Source organism: Kitasatospora sp. NPDC058218 (assembly GCF_042882445.1).
Taxonomy (GTDB): Bacteria; Actinomycetota; Actinomycetes; order Streptomycetales; family Streptomycetaceae; genus Kitasatospora.
In genome coordinates, this window is record NZ_JBHVWC010000004.1 from 1 (window position 1) to 21,942 (window position 21,942).

The window sequence follows — 21,942 nt, forward strand, 5'->3', positions numbered from 1 at the left end:
GTTGACTTTTGGCACGCTGTTGAGTTCTCAAGGAACGGACACTTCCTTCGGACCGCCTTCCAGCGGGCCCTCCGGGCGCTTCGTTCTTTCGTGTTCTCAGCTTACCAGATGTTTTCCGCTCCGTTTCCGGCGCTTCGTTCATCCAACTCGCTGGTGTCTTCTGCGGCTTGACGCCCCGTCCGACGTTTCAAACTCTAGCCGATCCCCGCCCCGAAAGGCGAATCCGGCCGCAATCCATATAAACGGGCACACCGAATAGGAACCGAGCCGCACCGTCAAAATGACAAAGCGCAACCCAGCCCGAACCGGGAAGTGATGTTTCTAGGGATTGGCCGCTCCGGGACCGTCCGCGTGGATACGTGTCCGGTGCTCCCAGCCGAGCGACTAGAGAACACTACGCCCGTTCGGAGCCGGAGGCAAACCGGTGCCGGGCACGATCCGCGTGCAGAGCGAGCGGCCGGCCTTCACGTACTCACCGTTCGGGTGGTCGTTGGTGGTGACCCACTGCCGGGCCGCGGCCTCGTCGCGACCACCGGCCCGGTGGCGGCGGAGCAGGCGCTCCTCGCGGACGGTGTCATCGGCGTCGACGTACCAGAGCTCGCGCATCAGTCGCCGGGCCTCGGGCCACGGGTGTTCGGCGGCGGCGAGGTAGTTCCCCTCGGTCACGACGAGGCGGGCGTGCGGCGGGACGACGTGGCGGGCGGCGACGGGTTCGTCGAGGTCACGGTCGAAGTCGGGGACGTAGATGGGCTGGAAGCGGTCCGAGGCGATCCGGCGCAGCAGGGCGACGTAGCCGTGCGCGTCGAAGGTGGCGGGCGCGCCCTTGCGGTGGGCCAGGCCGAGGCGGTCGAGCTGTGCCGCCGAGAGGTGGAACCCGTCCAGCGGGAGGTAGGCGGCACTGCCGGGACCTTCCCGGCGCTCGACCTCGGCGACCAGGTGCCGGGCCAGGGTGGACTTGCCGGCCCCTGGCGGGCCGGCAAGTCCGAGGATGGCGCGGGCACTGCTGCCCGGCCCCCGGAGGAGGCCGAGAGCGAGTGTGGTGAGGGTGTCCTCGTTCATGGCCGCACCCTACTGACCGCCGACCACTGACCGCGGCCCGCCCGGAGCTCAGCGTCCGGCGAGCGCGGGCGTCTCCAGGGTGAGGGTCCCGGCATCGGCGTCGAGCAGGGCGGGCACGCCCAGCGGGACGGTGAGGGAGGAGGGGCCGTGGCCGAAACCCAGCTCCCAGATGACGGGGACGCCGAGCGGACCCAGCCGGTCGAGCATGACCTCCCGGACCCGGTCGAGGCGGCCGCAGCCCTCCCAGGAGCCGAGCGCGATGCCCGCGACCCCCTCGAAGGCGCCGGAGCGCAGGAACTGGGTGAGGAGGCGGTCGAGCTGGTACGGGTGCTCGTTGACGTCCTCCAGGATCAGGATGCTGCCGGCGAAGGAGGGCCGGGCCGCGGGCGTGCCGCGCTCGGCGGCCAGGACGTGGGTGCAGCCCCCGGCGGTGATGCCGCGGGCCCGGCCGGGGACGAGTGCGGCGGCGGTGGGCGAGGTGAGGACCGTCGTGGCCGAGGGGTCGAAGAGGGTGCGGCGCAGGTGCTCGGCCGTCGGTCCGTCGGAGATGAAGGTGGCACCCGCGCTCATCGGCCCGTACAGCGTGGCGATGCCCAGACGCTGGGCGAAGGCCTCGTGGAGGGAGGAGACGTCGCTGAAGCCGACCAGCACCTTGGGCGGGACGGCGCGCATCGCGTCCCAGTCGAGCAGGTCGACGATGCGGTGGACGCCGTAGCCGCCGCGGGCGCAGATGACGGCGTCGACGGTGGGGTCGAGCCAGGCGGCCAAGAGGTCCGCGGCCCGGTCCGCGTCGGCGCCCGCCAGGTGACCGAGGGTGGGGTGGGTGTCGAGGACGTGCGGGGCGACGCTGACCCGCAGCCCCCAGGAGCGCAGGATCGCGCACCCGGCGGTGAGCCGCTCGGGGTCGATCGGGCTGCTGGGGGCGACCACGACGACGTGGTCCCCCGGGCGGAGGTGCGGCGGGCGCGTCAGCCCTCGGCCGGGCGAGGTCGGGTGCTGGTCCATGGCCGGGATCCTTCCAGGGGTGCGGGCGGCGGTGTGCGCGGGGGTGGAGCGGTTCCGGGAGGTCGGTCGGTTCCGCCCCCGGGGGAAGGTATGCCCCGTCGGCTTCAGACCGATCCCATCACCGCCCTGACCTCGGCGAGCGTGGCGTCGGCGACGGCGTTGGCCCGCTCGGCACCCTCCCGCAGCACCTGCCGGATGTAGCCGCGGTCGGCGGCGAGTTCGGCGCGGCGGGCGCGCATCGGCGCGAAGTGTTCGTTGACCGCCTCGGTCACCGTGCGCTTCAGCGCGGCCGCGCCACCGTCGCCGATCTCGTCGGCGACCAGCTCCGGTGCGCGGTCCTGGCAGAGCGCGGCGAGCAGGACCAGGCTGGAGACCTCGGGCCGGGCGGCCGGGTCATAGGTGATCCGGCGGTCGGTGTCGGTCTTGGCGCCCCTGATCAGGCGGGCGGTGGTGTCCGCGTCGGCGGAGAGCCGGACGGCGTTGCCGCGGCTCTTGCTCATCTTGCCGCCGTCGGTGCCGAGCAGCAGTGGGGCGGCGGAGAGCAGGGCCTCCGGGCGGGGGAAGACGCCGGTGCCGTCCGGGTGCGGGTAGCGCTCGTTGAAGCGGCGGGCGACGGTGCGGGCCACTTCGAGGTGGGGCAGCTGGTCCTGGCCGACGGGGACGACGTTCGCCTTGCAGAAGAGGATGTCGGCGGCCTGGTGGACGGGGTACGTGAACATCAGCCCGTTCACGGCCGACTGGCTGGAGTGGGCGATCTCGTCCTTGACGGTGGGGTTGCGGCCCAGCTCGGCCACGCTGACCAGGCTGAGGAAGGGCAGCAGCAGCTGGTTGAGGGCGGGGACGGCGCTGTGGGCGAAGATCGTGGCACGGTCCGGGTCCAGCCCGGCGGCGAGGTAGTCGAGGACGAGGCCCTCGCTGTGCTCGGCGAGGCGGTCGGCGATGTCGCGGTCGGTGATGACCTGGTAGTCGGCGACCACGACGAACATCTCGACGCCGAGGCGCTGGAGACGGACCCGGTTCTGCAGGGTGCCGAAGTAGTGGCCGAGGTGGAGCGGGCCGGTGGGACGGTCGCCGGTGAGGACGCGGTGGGCGCCCGGATCCCGGCGGATCAGCTCGTCCAGGTCGGCGCCGGGGCGGCCCACGGCCGTGGAGGCCGGGGCGGCGGGGACGGTACGGCTCACGGGAACGGCGGCGGGAACGGTCATCGGGACTCTCCTCGGTACGGCGGTGGTGGTGGCCGTCCGGGGTTCCGGGCCCGTCCCGTCGGCCACCGCTACGGGGCCGACCAGCGGGCGGCCCTGGTACGGGCGGGCCGGGGGCCCGCCCTCGCCCGCCCACCAGTCGAGACCTGCGAAGCGCTTCATGCGTTCGAGGATAGCGTCAGTCCTCCACCACCAGCGCGGGGGTTTCCCTGCGCAGGGTCTCGCCGCGGAAGAACTCGGGCCGCAGCGCGCCGTACCAGGTCATCAGCACCGCCCCGAGCAGCAGGATGCCGACGCCGATGACGAAGACCGAGCCGATGCCGAGGACGGCGCCGCTGCCGTACGCCGGGTCCCAGGCGTCGGTGAGGGTCTGCAGGAAGACGGCGGCGAGCAGCACGCCGCCGAGCAGGGGGGCGATGCCCCGCAGCACGAGGTCCCGCAGGCTGCTCCGGAGCGAGTGGCGGAAGTACCAGACGCAGGCGAAGGCCGTCAGGGCGTAGTAGAAGCAGATCATCAGACCGAGGGCCAGGATGGTGTCCTGGACGACGTTCTCGCTGATCAGGCTCATGCCCACGTAGAAGACGGCGGTGGCGATGCCGGCGGCGACGGTCGCGTAGCCGGGGGTGCGGAAGCGCGGGTGGACGGTGCCGAAACGCGGTGGCACGGCCCGGTAGGCGCTCATCGCGAGCAGGGTGCGGGCCACCGGGATGAAGGTGGTCTGCAGGCTGGCGGCGGCGCTGGCGACCACGGCCAGGAAGAGCAGGATGCTCCACGGCGAGCCGAGCACCGGCCGGGCCAGTGCGGAGAAGACGTTGTCGGCCGTGGCCGGGTTGCCGAGGCCGGTGCCGGTGGTGCCGACGCCGGCGAACATCTGGGCGGCGATCGCGACCAGCAGGTACGAGCCCACCAGGGTGACCATGGAGATCATCGCGGCCCGGCCGGGGGTCTTGGCGCTGCCGAGGGTCTCCTCGTTCATGGTGAGGCAGGTGTCCCAGCCCCAGTACATGAAGATCGAGAGCGACAGCCCGGCGGTGAAGGCGCTGAACGAGCTCACCTGGAGCGGGTTGAGCCAGGAGGCGGAGAAGCCGATCGAGTGCGGCAGGTCACCGGCGGCGGCCTTGCTGATGGCGATGACCGAGAAGAGCACCAGGACGGCCAGTTGGAGGCCGACCAGGCTGTACTGGAACCACTTGGTGGCCGTCATGCCCCGGTAGCTCATCGCGGTGGCGGCGGCGATCAGCACGACCACGGTGAGCAGATGAACGGCCTTGTTGTCGTTCAGCTCGGCGATCCCGCTGCTGCCGGTCATCTCGCCGAGCATCAGGTAGAGGAAGTCGGTCGCCACCCCGGCCAGGTTGGAGAGCACGATGATGGTCGCGACCGTCAGGCCCCAGCCCGCCATCCAGCCGACCCGGGGGCCGAAGGCCTTGACCGTCCAGCTGAAGGACGTGCCGCAGTCCGGGAAGTCCTTGTTCAGCTCCTTGTAGGCGAACGCGACGAGCAGCATCGGCAGGAAGCCGGCCAGGAAGACCGCGGGCATCTGGACGCCGACGGCGGTGACGGTCGGACCCAGCGTCGCGGTCAGGCAGTAGACCGGGGCGACCGTGGAGAGGCCCAGGACCACGCTGCTCAACAGGCCTACCGAGTTGCCCCGTAGACCCTTGTCCCCCGCTGCCCCCGCCGCCCCCTGGTCGGGGACTCCACCACTGGCGCCACTGTCCGGGGCGCCCTGCGGAGCGGCGGGCGCCGTTGCCCGTCCGCTGCTTCCGTGCTCTGAGAGCTGCTGATCAAACACCTGCGCACCCTAGGTGGAGGTGTCGAAGGTTGTGTAGGCCAACCCCTGGTGATCTGAGCCACTTGCTTCGATTCCTTCGTGGCGAGCGAGACTAGAGCGATGAATTAACGGCACGTTAACTCGTGTACCTTTATTTCCAAGGGTCGATGGTGATTTGATTTATTCCTTATGTCATGGGTTGAGACAATTTCTCCCCCGCCCCGGGCCCCTCGATCGGGCTCCTCCGAGGCTTCGGATAGGTTTGCCTCACCTAACATCGATCGATCGAGAAGGAGCGTCGCGTGGCCCCCCACCCCGCCGACCGGACCCTCGTCAACCGCACCCCCTCCCGCCGGAAGTTCCTCGCCGCCGGGCTCGCCGGCGGTGCCGTCCTCGGCCTCGGCGGGCTGCTCACCGCCTGCGGCAGCTCCGGCGGGTCCGCGAACGGGTCGGCCCAGGCCTCCTCCGGCTCCTCGCCGAACCAGAAGTCGGTCAAGCAGGGCGGCGACGACTACGCCGCCGTGATCGAGAAGATGAAGGGCTTCGGCACCGACGCCGCCCCCGGCGTCTACCCGCGCACCGTCAAGCACGCCATGGGTGAGACCGTCATCCCGGCCAAGCCGGTCCGGGTCGTGGTGCTGGACACCGGCGAGCTCGACAACGTCGTCGCCCTGGGCATCCAGCCGGTCGGCGTCGTCTACACCGACGGCTCCAAGAACATGCCGTCCTACCTCAAGGGCGCGGCCGGCGACCCGGCGAACGTCGGCACCATCAACAGCCTCAACCTGGAGGCCATCGCCGCGCTGAAGCCCGACCTGATCCTCGGCAGCCAGCTGCGCGCACAGGACCAGTACGCGCAACTCTCCAAGATCGCGCCGACCGTCTTCTCGCTGCGCCCCGGCTACCCCTGGAAGCAGAACTTCCAGCTCAACGCCGCCCCGTTCGGCCTTGAGGCGGAGGCCAGGGCCCAGCTCGACGCCTACCAGGACGCGGCCGCCGCGATCGGCGCCAAGCTGGGCGACAAGCGGCCCACCATCACGCCGCTGCGCTTCATGCCCGGCAAGACCCGGCTCTACGCGGAGCTCTCCTTCATCGGCACCATCCTCACCGATGTGCCGCTGCCGCAGCCCAAGATCGAGCAGGTCAAGGAGCTCGCGGTCGAGATCAGCCCCGAGCAGATCGACAAGGCCGACGCCGACTGGATCTTCTACGGCGTGTACGGCACCCCCGGCTCCACCAACCAGGACGCGGTGCTCGGCGGCGCGCTCTGGAAGACCCTCGGAGCGACCAAGTCCGGCCAGGCGCGGCCGGTTTCGGACGAGACGTGGTTCCTCGGCCTCGGTGTCCTCGCCGCCAACGCCGTGCTGGCCGACCTGAAGGGGTTCGTCGCCCCGGGTGCCTGAGCCCGGCGACGGGGGCGGGCACGGCGCGGCACGGGACGGTGTCCTCGCGCACACCTGCGGGAAAGGCGCTTGGAGCTGGTCCCGGGGTGCGGGAGGATCATCGGGACCGTACCCCGAAGGGCCCATGCCGATGACCGCGCTCGACCAGACCGCTACCGACCTGCCCTCCTCCGGCACGCCCGTGAACGGCGTGCCCACGGGCGGTGCGCCCGCGGCCGGTGCGCCCGACGGGTCCGCCTCCCGTGCGTCCGTGTGCGCGCAGGGAGGCGGGGCGCCGACGCCGGCCGGGCCGGCCGGCTCGCGCTGCTCGATGACGGAGGCGGCCGGCGACCTTGCCACCGCCGGGTCGGCCCGGGACGGCTCCGTTCCGCAACCGCGGGGCGGTGAGGTCGCCGGAGAGAGCGGTCGGGACCTCGACACCGGAGACGACGTCGAATCCGGCGGTGGCGGTGGTGTCGGAGAGAAGGTCCTCTGGGTCTCCGGCGGTAACGCGGGCGCCTTCGACGAGAACGGGCAGACGACCGCCCGGATCCGGGCCGGCCTGGCCGACCGGCTGCGAACGGCCCACGGCCAGGGCCGCTCGCTCGCCGACCTGGCCGCCGCCTGTCGCCGGCCGGTGGCCGAGATCCGCGCGCTGCTCGCCGAAGGCCTCGCGGGTGCCGAAGCCGGTTCTCCGGCCGCTTCCGAGTCCGCTCCCGCCTCGGGCCTGGAGCCGTTCGTACGGCTCCAGACGCCGGCGGGGGAGCGCGCCGTCCCCGTCCTGCGAGCCGCGCAGGCGGAGCTGCGGACCGTCCTGTCCAAGCGCCCCTCCCCCTCCCGGCGGCTGCGCCGCATGCACCCGGGTGCCACGGGCCCGGACCGGCCGCAGGGCTCCCCCGGCACCGAGGTCGCCCCTTCGGCGCTCGTGCTGCCACCGCTGACGTCCCGTGGGTCGCAGGCCTCGGACCCACTCGTCGACACCGTGGAACCGGCGGCCGGCGACGGTACCGGCGGGAATGCCGAGACGCCGCTGGGCATCCTGATCGGCGGCACCCCCCATCTCCCCGAGGCGGTCAGCCGCCCCGACGAACGGCAGCCGGTCCGGGTCGCTGCCGAGCCCGTACGCATCGGCCGCGGCACCAGCCTGGTGGTCCTGCCCGCCTGGCGGCCCGCCATCGCCGTCTCGGTGTCGACCGACCAGCTGTTGTCCGCGACCGGTCTCACCGTCGACCGACTGGCGGACGCGCAGTTGTCGGTGCTGATCAACCCCGGCGCGCTGCACGACCGCGAGCTCGACCTGCACGGCTGGCGGTCCGGCCCGGCCGGGCGGGCCGGACGACGCGGCGGGGGACAGCCCTCGTAGGTGCGGGAGGCCGGGCCGCCGCCAGGGCCACCCGGGCCTCCGGGGCGCCGGAGTGTCAGGGGCGGCGCCGGGAGCGCGTCAAGGACGTCGGGCTGTCAGGGACGTCAGACCGTCGGAGCGTTCGGGATGTAGCCGAGGTCGACGGGCGCCGGCTCGCGCCGGCCCGCCACCCAGTCCTCCCGGACATCGGCCAGCAGGTCCGGGAGCCGAGGCGGCCAGAGGGCGTCCGCGTGCTCGTCGGCGAGGTCGTCCACGGTCCACCAGCGCCAGTCGAGAATCCGGTCGGCGGCGTGCACCGCGCTGACGTCGCCGACCGGGCCCCGGTGCGGCCCGCTGGTCAGGTAGATGTGTTCGTGCTGGCGGACGGGTGTGCCGTGCCAGGTGAAGTCGTGTTCCCAGGTGCAGAGCAGCGGACCGGGTTCGAGGTCGGTCCAGCCGGTCTCCTCCCAGAGCTCCCGGCGGGCGCCCGTCCACGGTGTCTCGCCCTTCTCGATGCCACCGCCGGGCATGGTCCAGTGGACGCCCACCTCGCTGTTGTCCGAGCGGAGGAGGAAGACCGACCCGCTCCCGTCCAGTACCACCGTCCTGGCCGCCTGCCTAGGGATCCGCTTCGCGCGTCGCAACGGGTTTCGCATCGGGTCACTCTCCCAGCGCAGGCCCCGGGCGTCGAGCGGATTGTCGGCCGCGGAGACGGCACCGCCCCTGCGGAGATGGGGTGTTGGCACCGCCGGGAACGGCCGGTGGACGTACTCTGGCGCCCATGCCCGCACCCGCGCTCCTCTTCCCGGCCGACCCGCTCAACCCCCGTCGGCCCGACCCGCACTTCGCCTGGGAGGCCCGGGTGCTACGGGACGTGGGCGGTGAGCAGTACCTCGTCGACCACGACGCGCTGCTCGCGGGACATGCGGAGGAGGCGGTCCGCCAGGTGCCGCAGGACTGCGGCCCGCTCTGGTACCGGGGTTGGATGATCCCGTCGGCCGGTTACGCGGCCTTCGCCCGGGCCCTGGCCGGACGCGGCGCCAACCTGCTGACCAGCGCGGCCGGTTATGCCTCGGCGCACGAACTGCCCGGCTGGTACGGCGTGTTCGAAGGGGCGACTCCACCGAGCGTCTGGATTCCGGTGTCAACGGCGGCCCGGCCCGGGCCGGAGGAACTGGCCGCCGCCGTCGAACGGCTCGGCGGACGCGGTCCGGCGATCGTCAAGGACTACGTCAAGTCACGGAAGCACGAGTGGCACGAGGCCTGCTACGTCCCCGAACTGGCCGACCTCGCCGCCGTCGGCCGGGTGGTGGCGCGCTTCGTCGAGCTGCAGGGCGAGTACCTGGCCGGCGGGGTGGTGCTGCGACGGTACGAGGAGTTCCAGCGGTACGACCGTGACGGGGTCGGGCGTGACGCGGCCGGGCGTGACGCGGCCGCTCCGGGCGGGAGCACGAGCGGGCAGGGCGGAAGCCGGCGGGACGGGCACGGGGAGAGCGAGGGCGAGGGCGAGGGCGGCGGTGCCCCCGGGGGTCGTGATGGCGGGAACGAGCGGGCCGTGGAGGCCCGGGTCTGGTGGCTGGACGGCGAACCCGTGCTGGTCGGGCCGCATCCGGACACACCCGGTCAGCCTGCCGAACCCGACCTCACCGACGTCCGGCCGCTGGTCCGCGCTCTCGGCTGCCGCTTCGTCACCACCGACCTCGCCAGCCGGGCCGACGGCTCCGGCTGGCGAGTGGTGGAGGTGGGCGACGGGCAGGTCAGCGACCTGCCGCGCGGGATCGACGCGTCCGGACTGCTCACCTCACTGATCGCCGCCTGACCGCCGCTGCGCCCAGCGGGTCGGCTGGGCGGCGCGCGTCAGCACGGTGGCGGGCCGGCGGGTGGCAGGTCGGCTCACCGGCCGACAGGCCGACCGGCCAGCACGTCGGGCGCCGGGTGCCCATCGGCGACGAACGCCCGCCAGAGCCGCGCGTAGACGCCTCCCTGGGCGAGCAGTTCGGTGTGCGTGCCGTCCTCGACCACCGTGCCGTGGTCCAGGACGACGACCCGGTCCGCGCGTTCCGCGGTGGTGAGGCGGTGCGCGATGACCAGGGTGGTGCGGCCGCCGCTGAGCCGGTCCGCCGCGTGGTTGACCGCCGCCTCGGTGGCCAGGTCGAGCGCGGCGGTGGCCTCGTCGAGGAGCAGGATGTCCGGGTCGACCAGTTCGGCCCGGGCCAGCGCGATCAGCTGGCGCTGCCCCGCCGAGAGGTTCCGCCCGCGACCGGTGACCTCGTGGTCGTAGCCGTCGGACAGGCGGAGGATCATGTCGTGCGCACCGACCGCCCGGGCCGCCGCCTCCACCTCGGCCGCCGAGGCCGAGGGCCGGCCGTACGCGATCGCCTCGCGCACCGTGCCCGCGAACAGGTACGCCTCCTGCGGCACGACGCCGAGCCGGTGACGGTACTGCGCGAGGTCGTACCGGGTCAGATCGACACCGTCCACCCGGACGGTGCCGGCGGTCGCGTCGTAGAACCGGGCGACCAGCTTGACCAGGGTCGACTTGCCGGCACCCGTCTCGCCGACCAGCGCCACCGTCTGGCCCGCGGGTATGCGCAGATCCACGCCGGTGAGCACGTCCCGAGCGCCGTCGACACCACCGTTGTAGGCGAAGCTGACGCCCTCGAACTCGATCTCGCCGCGAAGCTCCGCCCGCACCGGCACCGGGTCGGCGGCCTCCGCGGTGGTGGTCGGAGTGCGCAGCAGCTCGCGGATCCGACCCAGGCCCACCGCCGCCTGCTGGTAACCGTCGAACACCTGCGAGAGCTGGTTGACCGGTGCGAAGAAGAGGTCGATGTAGAGCAGGTACGCCACCAGTGCGCCGACGGTCAGCGTCCCGGAGTCGACCCGCGTCGCCCCCACGATCAGCACCAGCGCGGCGGCGACGCTGGAGAGGAACTGCACGAACGGGAAGTACAGCGAGATGTAGAACTGCGCCCGGACCCTGGCCTCGCGGTAGGCCATCCCCCGGGCGACGAAGCGGTCGGTGTTGGCGTCCAGTCGGCGGAAGGCCTGGACGATCCGCATGCCCGCGACGTTCTCCTGGAGATCGGCGTTGACCGTGCTGATCAGGTCGCGGGAGATCTCGTACTGCGCCTTGGACTTCTTGCGGAACACCAGCGTCGCCACGACCAACAACGGCAGCACCGCGAAGACCACCAGGGCCAGGCCCGCGTCGATGATCAGCAGGGCGGCGAAGATGCCGAGGAAGGTCAGCAGGCTGACCACGGCCGTGACCACCCCGGTCTGCAGGAACGAGGTCAGCGAGTCCAGGTCGGTGGTCATCCGGGTCATGATCCGGCCGGACAGCTCGCGCTCGTAGTAGTCCAGGCCGAGCCGGTTGAGGTGCGCGAAGATCTTGAGCCGGAGGGTGTAGAGCACCCGCTCGCCGGTGCGGCCGCTGACCCGGCTCTCGGCGCTCTGCACCACCCAGTCCAGCAGGACGATCACCAGCGCCACCAGCGCGGCGACGGCGACACCCGACATCAGGGCCTTGCTCACGCCGTCGTCGATGCCGTGCCGGATCAGGATCGGCAGCACCAGTCCCGCGCCCGCGTCCAGGGTGACCAGGAGCAGGGCGAGGGCGAGCGGGCCGCGGAACGGGCGCAGCAGGCGGCGCAGACTGAAGTCCGGGTCACCGGCCTCGGCCTCGGCCCGCGAGACCGCCGGGGTGTCGGCGGCCGGCGGGAGGGCGGCGACCTTGGCGAGGAGCGCCGGGTCCGCGGTGCGGGCCGCCTTGGAGAGGGCCGGCGTCGCCAGGTCCGGAGCGGGCGACGGTACGGGGGCGTCGCCGGACGTGGGCTCGGGGGCGGGTGCCCCTGCGGTGGCCGCGGGGGGCGCCGTGGCCGCGGGAGTCGTCACGGCCGCGGGAGTCGTCGATGCTGCGGGGGTGGCCGACGGCTTGGTCCGGCCGGCCTCGGGATCGGAGATCAGGGCGCGGTACTGGGGACATCGGACGTCGAGCTCCTCGTGCGTACCGATGTCCAGCAGGCGGCCGTGGTCCAGGACGGCGATCCGGTCGGCCAGCTGGAGGGTCGACCGGCGGTGGGCGATCAGCAGCGTGGTGCGGCCGGCCATCACCGAACGCAGGGCGTCGTGGATCTCCGCCTCGATCTGCGGGTCGACCGCCGAGGTGGCGTCGTCGAGCAGCAGGATCCGCGGGTCGGTGAGGATGGCCCGGGCCAGCGCGATGCGCTGGCGCTGACCGCCGGAGAGGGTCAGACCCTGCTCGCCGACCTTGGTCGCGTACCCGTCGGGCAGCTCCCGGACGAACTCGTCCGCCTGGGCGGCCCGGGCGGCCGCCACGACCTGCTCGTCGGTGGCGTCGGGCCGCCCGTACGCGATGTTGGTGCGGACCGTCTCGGAGAACAGGAAGCTCTCCTCGGGAACGATGCCGACGGCCGCCCGCACCGAGTCGAGAGTGAGATCGCGCAGGTCGTGGCCGTAGAGCCGGACCGCGCCGGCCGCCGGGTCGTAGAACCGGGGCACCAACTGCGCCACCGTCGACTTGCCCGAGCCGGACGCGCCGACCAGGGCCAGCGTCTCGCCGGGGGCGAGCTTGAGATCGAGCCCGTGCAGGACGGGCGCCGGGTGCTCGGGGTCGTAGCGGAACTCGACCTGGTCGAACTCCAGCGCCACCTCGGGCGTACGGGGGCCGGCCGGCTGCCCGGACCGGTCGCCGGCCGGGTCGGAGCCCGCCCGGGCCGGGTCGGAGCCGTTGCTCGTGGGGTCGGTGCCGGCGTGGGTCGGGCCGGTGCCGGCCTGGGTGAAGTCGAGGGCGAGCGCGTCCGGGCGCTCCTGCACCAGCGGGCGCTCGTCGATCAGCTGGAGCACCCGCTCCACACCCGCCCGGGCCTGCTGGCCGACGGTGATGACCATGGTGAGCATCCGAACCGGACCGGTCATCTGCGCCACATAGGTGGAGAAGGCGACGAAGGTGCCGAGGGTGACCTGGCCCTCGACCGCCAGCCAGCCGCCGAAGGCCAGCACCGCGACCTGCGCGAGCGCCGGGATCGCCTGCATCGCCGGGTTGTAGCGACTGTTGAGCCGGATCGAGCGCAGCCGGGCCGCGAAGAGGTTGCGCGAGGCCGCCTCCAGCTTGTCCAGCTCCTGGGCCTCCTGGCCGAAGCCCTTGACCACCCGGACGCCGCCGATCGACTCGTCGACGACGCCGGCGACCGCGGCCGCCTCCTGCTGCGCGGCCCAGGTCGACGGGAACAACCGCTTGCGGCTCAGCACCGAGACCCACCAGAGAGCCGGGCCCATGACCAGCGCGACCAGGGTGAGCGGCGGCGACAGCCAGAGCATCACGGCCAGCGACATGACGAACATCAGCAGGTAGCCGGTCATCATCGGCAGCATCGAGAGCAGGCCGTTGATCAGCTGGAGGTCGGAGGTCGCACGGCCGACCACCTGACCGGTGTCGAGGCGGTCCTGCCGGTGGCCGTCGAGGCGCCCGAGCGAGCGGAAGAGGTCGCTGCGCATGTCGTGCTGGACGTCGAGGGCGAGCTGTCCGCCGTAGTAGCGGCGCACCTGGGTGCAGGCGAACACCAGAGCGGCCGCCAGCAGCAGCACCACGGCCCACGGCGCCAGGGAGCGGGTGTGCGCGGTGATGACGTCGTCGATGATCAGCTTGGTGACCAGCGGCACCAGGGCCGTGACGGCCATCCCGACGATCGATGCGCCGAAGGCCAACAGCACGCTGCGCCGGGAGTGCCAGCAGTAGCCGATCAGCCGGCGCAGCCAGCCCGCTCCGGTTCCGCCGCCGGAGGCCTCGGCCCCGCCCGGGTCTCTGCCGCCGCCGTCGTTCGACGCGCCGGCACCGCTCTCCTGACTTCCGCGCCCGTCCTGCGTGCCGCGCTTGCCGCTGGACACGCTCCTGCCGCCCCGCTCGCCCTTCCTGCCTCGGGGGCCGGTTCGGGTGCCGCTCGGGGAAAGCTCCACCGTAGATCCATGAGTCTCAGGCATATTTAGGGATGCTAACCATTCCGTCGAGTGGCCGCCATGGAGTTTCAGGCCAGAGCAGGCCGGACGATCCGACCCGGCTGAGGGACCAACAGCCTGCGGCCTGCGGTGATTCCCGACCGAGCCGGGCCGTCACTGTCCAGCGTGGACGACATCGCGCCGAACGCCCACCGGCCACCGACGCAGGCGGCCGCCGTCCTTTGGACCTAGGGCGGACGGCCGACCCCGAGCCCGTCGGCGTTCACCCCTTCGACCCTTCGCCTCTTCGACCCTTCGCCTCTTCGGCCCCTCACCCGCCGGACCGGTGGACGCGCCGAGCGCACGGGTGGGCGGTGCCCCTTCTCAGCCGTGTGCCGCGGAGTCGGCTGCCGCGGAGAAGGCGCCGTGCGCCAGGCTGTGCAGCAGGGCGGCCATGCCGTCGCGCTGGAGGGCCACGCGGTCGTCCTGGGCCGGACTCGGACCGAGGCTGTGCGGGGTCGAGTTGATCAATCCGAAGACGGCGTGCACGGCAGCCCGCGCGACCGGCTCGGCGTCGGGGCCGGCCAGCGGCGGGTGGGCCCGCCGGACCACGTCCACCCACAGTTCGACGTAGCCGCGCTGGAGCCGGCGGACCGTCCGGCGGTCCTCCTCCTTGAGGTTCAGCAGCTCACGGTCGTGCAGGGTGATCAGGTCACGGTCGTCGAGCGCGAAGTCGACGTGGCCGCTGATCAGCGCGTCCAGCGCGTCGGCGGCGCCGTCGCCCCCGGCGGCCCGGCGGCGACCCTCCTCCAGGAGGCGCTCACTGATGCCGATCAAGAGGTCGGCGAGCATCGCGTCCTTGCCGGCGAAGTGCCGGTAGAGCCCCGGGCCGCTGATGCCGACGGCTTTGCCGATCTCGTCCACGCCCACGCCCAGGAAGCCCCGGGCCGCGAACAGTCGCGCGGCCTCCCTGCGGATCTGGTCACGGCGTGGGAGCGCGGAGGCGGCTGGGACGTTCGACATGCTGCCCATCGTAGACAGTCGGGTTATCGCCCGTTAACCTGGGCGGCACGAGTTAACGCTCATTAACGTGGGGGTCGCAGGCTCACCCAGGCTCTGCTGCCCACCTGGTGCCGAGGGCAAGGGAGCTCTTGGGATGGTCATCTCCACCGCCGGTGTACCCACCGGCGTCCATGGCAGCGCAGCGGCCGGAGCCACGACGGGCGGCGCAGCGTCCGGCGCCGCAGCCGGAGCCGTTCCACCGGGAGCCGCTGCGCCCGCCCCCCGGCTCGGCACCGCCGCCGACCCGGGCTCCGAGGCCTACCGGGCCAACACCGAGGCGCACCGTGCCCTGGTCGCCGAGCTGCGCGAGAAGCTCGGCGCAGCCGCTCTCGGCGGTGGGGCCAAGGCCCGGGCCCGCCACACCGCCCGCGGCAAGCTGCTCCCCCGCGACCGGGTGGACACGCTGCTCGACCCGGCCTCACCGTTCCTCGAACTGGCGCCGCTCGCGGCCGACGGGATGTACGACGGAGCCGCACCCGCAGCCGGCGTCATCGCGGGCATCGGCCGGGTCGCCGGGCGCGAGGTGGTCGTCGTCGCCAACGACGCCACCGTCAAGGGCGGCACGTACTACCCGATGACGGTGAAGAAGCACCTGCGCGCCCAGGAGGTCGCGCTGGAGAACCGCCTGCCCTGCGTCTACCTGGTGGACTCCGGCGGCGCCTTCCTCCCGATGCAGGACGAGGTCTTCCCGGACCGCGACCACTTCGGCCGGATCTTCTACAACCAGGCCCGCCTCTCCGCCGCCGGCATCCCGCAGATCGCCGCAGTGCTCGGCTCCTGCACGGCGGGCGGCGCGTACGTGCCGGCGATGAGCGACCAGGCCGTCATCGTCCGCAACCAGGGCACGATCTTCCTCGGCGGACCGCCCCTGGTGAAGGCCGCCACCGGCGAGGTGGTGACCGCCGAGGAACTGGGCGGCGGTGAACTCCACTCCCGTACCTCCGGCGTGACGGACCACCTCGCCGAGGACGACGCCCACGCCCTCGCCATCGTCCGCACCATCGTCGCCGGGCTCGGCCCGCGTCCGGCCAGGCCGTGGCCACTCACCCAGGCCGAGCCGCCCGCCGTCGACCCGGCAGGCCTGTACGGCGCCGTCCCGGTCGACCCGCGCACGCCCTACGACGTCCGCGAGGTGATCGCCCGACTGGTCGACGGCAGCCGGTTCGCCGAGTTCAAGGCCGAGTACGGCGCGACCCTGGTGACCGGATTCGCCCGGATCCACGGCCACCCCGTGGGGATCGTCGCCAACAACGGTGTGCTCTTCGCGGAGTCCGCCCTCAAGGGCGCCCACTTCATCGAGCTGTGCGACCAGCGGGGCATCCCCCTCCTCTTCCTTCAGAACATCACCGGATTCATGGTCGGTCGGCAGTACGAGGCCGGGGGCATCGCCAAGCACGGCGCCAAAATGGTGAACGCCGTCGCCAGCACCCGCGTCCCGAAGCTGACGGTGGTGATCGGCGGCTCGTACGGAGCCGGCAACTACTCGATGTGCGGCCGGGCCTACTCACCTCGCTTCCTGTGGATGTGGCCGGGCGCGAAGATCTCCGTGATGGGCGGCGAGCAGGCTGCCTCGGTGCTGGCCACCGTCCGGCGCGACCAGCTCGAAACACACGGCGAGACCTGGCCCACCGAGGCGGAGGAGGAGTTCAAGCGCCCCGTCCGCGAGCAGTACGAGCGCCAGGGCAACGCCTACTACGCCACCGCGCGGCTCTGGGACGACGGAGTGATCGATCCGATGGACACCCGCACCGTCCTCGGGCTCGCCCTCACCGCGTGTGCCAACGCCCCGCTGCCGCCACCCGGCCCGTACGGCGTCTTCCGGATGTGACGCCCGCCCGGGTACGGCCGCCCGTCCGGGCCTCTCCGGACGGGCGACCCGCCCGGGCTCGACATCCATCCGACCCGCACGACAGACCCGACCGGCCGACCGGCCCCGGCTCCGGCTCCACTCGAATCCCGCATCACCCCGCTCGGCTCGGCTGGAACCGGCCCAACTCGGTTCGGCTCGGGTCGGTTCGGTTCGGCCCATCGAACCGGCTCGGCCCGGGATCGGCTCCACCGGCGGGCCGGGCACGGACTCCGCCCCGACCCGCAAGCCTTCCGATCCGCCGGCCCGCCCGGCCGCACCCGACGCGTCGCTGCTGCCGCCTCCCACCACCTCCTTCGTACGGCTCCCCTCGACCCGGAGGATCACCTCCCATGTTCGACACAGTTCTGGTCGCCAACCGTGGCGAGATCGCCGTCCGGGTGATCCGCACCCTGCGGCGGCTCGGCGTGCGCTCCGTCGCCGTGTTCAGCGATGCCGACGCCGACGCACCGCACGTCCGCGAGGCCGATGTCGCGGTGCGGCTCGGACCGGCCGACCGCAGCGACAGCTCGGCCACCGAGACCTACCTGCGGACCGACCAGATCCTCGCCGCGGCCCGACGCACCGGCGCCCAGGCCGTTCACCCCGGCTACGGCTTCCTTGCCGAGAACTCCTCCTTCGCCCGCGCCTGTGCCGACGCGGGCCTGGTCTTCATCGGGCCTCCTCCCTCTGCGGTCGAGCTGATGGGCGACAAGATCAACGCCAAGGAAGCGGTACGGGCCGCCGGCGTTCCGGTGGTTCCGGGCAGCCAGGCCGCCGCGCCCACCGACGGGGAGCTCGTCGCGGCCGCTGACGAGATCGGCTTCCCCGTCCTGCTCAAGCCGTCCGCCGGCGGCGGCGGCAAGGGCATGCGCCTGGTCCGGGACCGGGCCGAGCTGCCGACCGAGATCGCCGCCGCACGGCGGGTCGCCCGCACCGCCTTCGGCGACGACACCCTGCTGCTGGAACGGTGGGTCGACCGACCCCGCCACATCGAGGTCCAGGTGCTCGCCGACGCCCACGGCACCACCGTCCACCTCGGCGAGCGCGAGTGCAGTCTGCAGCGCCGTCACCAGAAGCTGATCGAAGAAGCACCCTCCGTTCTCCTCAATGCCGAGACCCGCGCCGCCATGGGACTGGCGGCCGTCCGCGCCGCGGAGTCCTGCGGCTACACCGGGGCCGGCACCGTGGAGTTCATCGTTCCCGGCCTCGACCCGGACTCCCCCGTTCCCACCGAGGGGGTACGGGACTTCTTCTTCATGGAGATGAACACCCGCCTCCAGGTGGAACACCCCGTCACCGAACTCGCCATCGCCATCGGCGGCACCACCGACGGCCCCGCCGGGCCGGGAGCCGCCTGGCCGCAGCGGCTGGACCTGGTCGAGTGGCAACTGCGGATCGCCTCGGGCGAGCACCTCACCTTCACCCAGTCGGACATCTCCTTCCTGGGCCACGCCATCGAGGCCCGTATCTGTGCCGAGGACCCGGAGCGGGACTTCCTCCCCACCGGCGGACGCATCCTGGTCCTCGACGAGCCGCAGGGCGAAGGCATCCGGGTGGACTCGGGTGTCGCCCCGGGCACCGTCGTCTCCAGCTCCTACGACCCCATGCTCGCCAAGGTCATCGCGTACGGGCCCGACCGCCCGACCGCGCTGCGCCGACTCCGCGCCGCGCTGGCCGACACCCGGATCCTCGGGGTCACCACCAACACGGGCTTCCTGCGGCGACTGCTCGCACACCCCGACGTCACCGCAGGCCGGCTGGACACCGGACTGGTGGAGCAGACGGCCCAGCAGCAGCCCGCCCTGCTCGCCTCGCCCTATGCTCCGGCCAACGCGGCCACCGCCGTTTCGGCGGCTCCCGATGCCGCGCCCGCCGCCTCCACCGAGGCCACCGGCTCCCGGCCGGCCGAGGCTCCGACGCCCACCCACCTCCTCTACTACTCGGCCGCCCTCGCGCGGCACCTGAGCCTCACCCCCACCGCCGACGGCGCTGGTTGGACCGACCCCTTCTCCCTTCCCTCCGGCTGGCGCGTCGGCGGCGACGCGGCCTGGACCACCCATCGACTCCGTACCCCCGGCCAGGATCCGGTGTCGGTGCGCATCCGTCCGATCACTGCGGGCAACGTAGCCGAGGCCACTGACATTCCCCCGGGCGTCACTCCTGAGGTGGACATCCAGCTCGACTCCGGACCGGTCCACCGCGCCCGGGCCGTCCGGGCCGGCGACCGGCTGCACCTCACCGCCGACGGCCTGCAGACGACGTTCGCCCTGGCCGTCGACGACGCCCCCGGCCATGCCGCCGGTCCGGTGACCTGGCTCGGGATCGACGGTGACGCCTGGCCGGTGCACGGCCACGACCCGGTCGGCGAGAGCAGTGCCGCCGGCGCGGCCCACCACGGCGCCCTCACCGCCCCGATGCCCGGCACCGTCACCGTCGTGAAGACCACGGCCGGTGAGCAGGTCCGGAAGGGCCAACCGCTGCTCGTCCTGGAGGCCATGAAGATGGAACACGTGATCGCCGCCCCGCACGACGGCACCGTGAGCGAGCTGCGGGCCACCGCCGGAGCCACGGTGGCGATGGAGGAACTGCTGGTCGTGGTCACCCCGGCCGAGGACGGGCCTGTCGAGGACGGACCGGCCGAGGCGGCCCCGGGGAACGGCGGGTCGGCCGGCCGGGCGCTCGACGCGGTCTCCGCCGAGGTGCGGTCATGACCGCCGCCCCCGCGCCGGAGCCGGACGCGCTCGACCTGGGCCTGCCCGCCGAGGTCCGCGCCCCGGGCCTGCCCGAGGAGGTCCGGATCCACGAGGTCGGCCCGCGCGACGGCCTGCAGAACGAGGGCGCCCTCGTCCCCGTGGAGGTCAAGGCCGAATTCATCGCCCGGCTCGCCGCCGCCGGGCTGCGCACGGTCGAGGCCACCAGCTTCGTCCACCCGAAGTGGGTGCCGCAGCTCGCCGATGCCGAGGAGCTCGTGCCCCGGCTCGCCGAGCTGCCCTCCCGCCACCCGGGCCTGCGGCTGCCGGTCCTCGTGCCCAACGAGCGCGGGCTGGACCGTGCGCTCGCCCACCACGCCACCGACATCGCGGTGTTCGCCAGCGCCACCGAGACCTTCGCCCGTCGCAACCTCAACCGCTCGGCGGACGAGGCGATGGCGATGTTCCGACCGGTGGTGGAACGCGCCACCGAGGCCGGGGTCCGCGTGCGCGGCTACCTCTCGATGTGCTTCGGCGACCCGTGGGAGGGCCCGGTGCCGGCCGAACAGGTGATCGGCTTCGGCGTGCAGCTGCTGGAGATGGGCTGCACCGAGCTGAGCCTCGGCGACACCATCGGCGTCGCCACCCCGGGCCAGGTCACCGCGCTGCTGGACGGCTTCGGCCGGGCCGGAGTGGCGGTGGACGGGCTCGCGGTGCACTTCCACGACACCTACGGCCAGGCGCTCAGCAACACCCTCGCCGCCCTGCGCAGCGGCGTGACCACGGTCGACGCCTCGGCGGGCGGCCTGGGCGGCTGCCCGTACGCCAAGAGCGCCACCGGCAACCTGGCCACCGAGGACCTGGTCTGGATGCTGCACGGCCTCGGCATCCGGACCGGTGTCGACCTCCGCGCCCTGGTCTCCACCAGTGGCTGGATGGCGCGGCAGCTCGGCCGGCCTAGCCCGTCACGCACCGTCCAGGCACTGCTCGGCGACGGCCGGGACTGACCGCTCGGCGCTGCCCCGCACCGCCGGAACCCCGCAACGAACCGACGCCGGCCGCGACCCGGTCGGCCGGTCCCTACCGCACCGCCCGCCCCGCTCAACACACCGCATGCCCATCACATCACCGGATTGACATGCGGTCATCCCGATCACGCCCGCGGCCACCCCGGCCGGGCCCCAGGAGGATCACCATGCTCGATCACCGACTGAACAGCGAGTACGAGGAACTGCGGCGCACTGTGGCCGAGTTCGCCCAGGACGTGGTCGCGCCGAAGATCGGCGAGTTCTACGAGCAGGGCGAGTTCCCCTACGAGATCGTCCGGGAGATGGGGCGGATGGGCCTCTTCGGCCTGCCGATCTCCGAGGAGTACGGGGGCATGGGCGGCGACTACTTCGCGCTCTGCCTGGTCCTGGAGGAGCTCGCCCGGGTCGACTCCTCGGTCGCGATCACCCTGGAGGCCGCGGTCTCCCTCGGCGCGATGCCGATCTACCGCTTCGGGACGGAGGAGCAGAAGCGCGAGTGGCTGCCCCGGCTGACCTCCGGCGAGCTCCTCGGGGCGTTCGGCCTGACCGAGCCCGAGGGCGGTTCCGACGCCGGCGCGACCCGCACCACGGCGCGCTACGACGAGGCCACCGACGAGTGGGTCATCAACGGCACGAAGTGCTTCATCACCAACTCCGGCACCGAGATCACCGGCCTGGTCACGGTCACCGCACTCACCGAACCGATCGCTCGTTCGAGTGAAGAGGGCGAATTCCCCTCGCCACGGCGCGAAATCTCTTCCATCATCGTGCCCACCGGAACCCCGGGGTTCCAGGTGTCGAAGAAGTACTCGAAGGTCGGGTGGAACGCATCCGACACCCGCGAATTGTCCTTTACCGACTGCCGCGTTCCCGCGGCCAACCTGCTGGGCGAGCGTGGCCGCGGCTACGCCCAGTTCCTGCGGATCCTCGACGAGGGCCGCATCGCGATCGCAGCCCTGGCCACCGGCCTGGCCCAGGGGTGCGTCGACCAGTCTGTCGCCTACGCCGGCCAGCGCCGGGCCTTCGGCCGTCCTATCGGTGCCAACCAGGCCATCCAGTTCAAGCTCGCCGACATGGAGATGCGCGCCCACACCTCCCGCCTGGCCTGGCGGGACGCCGCATCCCGGCTGCTGCACGCCGAACCGTTCAAGAAGGAGGCCGCGATCGCCAAGCTGTACTCGTCCGAGGCCGCCGTCGACAACGCCCGTGAGGCGACCCAGATCCACGGCGGGTACGGCTTCATGAACGAATTCCCGGTCGCGCGCTTCTGGCGCGACTGCAAGATCCTCGAAATCGGTGAGGGCACCTCGGAGGTCCAGCGCATGCTCATCGCCCGTGAGCTCGGCGTCACCTCCTGAGGCACCCGCACCAACTCCGGGCGCTGCCTGCGCCCCGATCCCCCGCTCCTCGGCCCGTCGGTGCACCGGCAGACCGAGGAGCGGGGGATCGGGGCAGGCCGTCACTACGGTGCGCTGGACAGCTGCTGTTCAGCACGGCCCAGCCAGTCCAGATACCAGCGGGAGAACGTCACCGGCTGGCTGTCCGCGTCCAGGAGGGGAGCCAGGTCGACTTCGTCAGCGCGGTCGTCGTT

Annotated in this window: 14 protein-coding genes; 7 read left to right on the forward strand and 7 right to left on the reverse strand. The window is 72.6% G+C overall.

Annotated features, from left to right (window positions below):
- Positions 1-384: 384 nt before the first annotated feature.
- The 4 genes from ACFVYI_RS03215 to ACFVYI_RS03230 all read right to left on the reverse strand — a co-directional run bounded on the left by ACFVYI_RS03215 (position 385) and on the right by ACFVYI_RS03230 (position 4,902).
- Positions 385-1,059 carry a nucleoside/nucleotide kinase family protein gene (locus tag ACFVYI_RS03215; protein ID WP_387881025.1) on the reverse strand — a complete coding sequence of 225 codons (675 nt, stop codon included), beginning with the start codon at positions 1,057-1,059 and terminating at the stop codon, positions 385-387.
- Between the two features lie 48 nt (positions 1,060-1,107).
- Positions 1,108-2,064, reverse strand: a complete 957-nt coding sequence (locus tag ACFVYI_RS03220; protein ID WP_387881027.1) for an LD-carboxypeptidase — start codon at positions 2,062-2,064, stop codon at positions 1,108-1,110.
- A 104-nt stretch (positions 2,065-2,168) separates the two neighbouring features.
- On the reverse strand, positions 2,169-3,269 hold the full coding sequence (gene trpS / locus ACFVYI_RS03225) for a tryptophan--tRNA ligase (protein ID WP_387881370.1): 1,101 nt from the start codon (positions 3,267-3,269) through the stop codon (positions 2,169-2,171).
- A 175-nt stretch (positions 3,270-3,444) separates the two neighbouring features.
- Positions 3,445-4,902 carry an APC family permease gene (locus tag ACFVYI_RS03230; RefSeq protein ID WP_387881372.1) on the reverse strand — a complete coding sequence of 486 codons (1,458 nt, stop codon included), beginning with the start codon at positions 4,900-4,902 and terminating at the stop codon, positions 3,445-3,447.
- Between the two features lie 440 nt (positions 4,903-5,342).
- Between ACFVYI_RS03230 and ACFVYI_RS03235 the strand changes: the two genes are divergently transcribed.
- Positions 5,343-6,443 (forward strand): ABC transporter substrate-binding protein, encoded by a 1,101-nt coding sequence (locus tag ACFVYI_RS03235; RefSeq protein WP_387881030.1) that lies wholly within the window; start codon positions 5,343-5,345, stop codon positions 6,441-6,443.
- A gap of 130 nt (positions 6,444-6,573) precedes the next feature.
- Positions 6,574-7,785 carry a hypothetical protein gene (locus ACFVYI_RS03240; RefSeq protein WP_387881032.1) on the forward strand — a complete coding sequence of 404 codons (1,212 nt, stop codon included), beginning with the start codon at positions 6,574-6,576 and terminating at the stop codon, positions 7,783-7,785.
- A gap of 104 nt (positions 7,786-7,889) precedes the next feature.
- Here the strand turns inward: ACFVYI_RS03240 and ACFVYI_RS03245 are convergent, their stop codons facing one another.
- Positions 7,890-8,420, reverse strand: coding sequence for an NUDIX hydrolase (locus ACFVYI_RS03245; protein ID WP_387881034.1), 531 nt, complete (start codon positions 8,418-8,420; stop codon positions 7,890-7,892).
- A 125-nt stretch (positions 8,421-8,545) separates the two neighbouring features.
- On the opposite strand from ACFVYI_RS03245, the gene ACFVYI_RS03250 reads away from it, so the two are divergent.
- On the forward strand, positions 8,546-9,583 hold the full coding sequence (locus ACFVYI_RS03250) for an ATP-grasp domain-containing protein (protein ID WP_387881036.1): 1,038 nt from the start codon (positions 8,546-8,548) through the stop codon (positions 9,581-9,583).
- A 74-nt stretch (positions 9,584-9,657) separates the two neighbouring features.
- On the opposite strand, the gene ACFVYI_RS03255 is transcribed toward ACFVYI_RS03250, so the two are convergent.
- Both ACFVYI_RS03255 and ACFVYI_RS03260 read right to left on the reverse strand, forming a co-directional pair.
- Positions 9,658-13,542 (reverse strand): ABC transporter ATP-binding protein, encoded by a 3,885-nt coding sequence (locus tag ACFVYI_RS03255; protein ID WP_387881374.1) that lies wholly within the window; start codon positions 13,540-13,542, stop codon positions 9,658-9,660.
- Between the two features lie 564 nt (positions 13,543-14,106).
- Complete coding sequence (locus ACFVYI_RS03260; protein WP_387881039.1) at positions 14,107-14,745, reverse strand: TetR/AcrR family transcriptional regulator; 639 nt, start codon at positions 14,743-14,745, stop codon at positions 14,107-14,109.
- Between the two features lie 133 nt (positions 14,746-14,878).
- On the opposite strand from ACFVYI_RS03260, the gene ACFVYI_RS03265 reads away from it, so the two are divergent.
- From ACFVYI_RS03265 to ACFVYI_RS03280, 4 genes are all read left to right on the forward strand, one after another.
- Positions 14,879-16,612, forward strand: coding sequence for a carboxyl transferase domain-containing protein (locus ACFVYI_RS03265; protein ID WP_387881042.1), 1,734 nt, complete (start codon positions 14,879-14,881; stop codon positions 16,610-16,612).
- Between the two features lie 371 nt (positions 16,613-16,983).
- A complete protein-coding gene (locus tag ACFVYI_RS03270; RefSeq protein ID WP_387881044.1) occupies positions 16,984-19,344 on the forward strand; it encodes an acetyl/propionyl/methylcrotonyl-CoA carboxylase subunit alpha in 2,361 nt (786 codons plus the stop codon).
- Complete coding sequence (locus tag ACFVYI_RS03275; protein WP_387881047.1) at positions 19,341-20,330, forward strand: hydroxymethylglutaryl-CoA lyase; 990 nt, start codon at positions 19,341-19,343, stop codon at positions 20,328-20,330. The genes ACFVYI_RS03270 and ACFVYI_RS03275 overlap by 4 nt, the downstream gene beginning before the upstream one ends.
- 188 nt (positions 20,331-20,518) lie before the next feature.
- Positions 20,519-21,709, forward strand: coding sequence for an acyl-CoA dehydrogenase family protein (locus ACFVYI_RS03280; RefSeq protein WP_387881050.1), 1,191 nt, complete (start codon positions 20,519-20,521; stop codon positions 21,707-21,709).
- Positions 21,710-21,942: the final 233 nt, after the last annotated feature.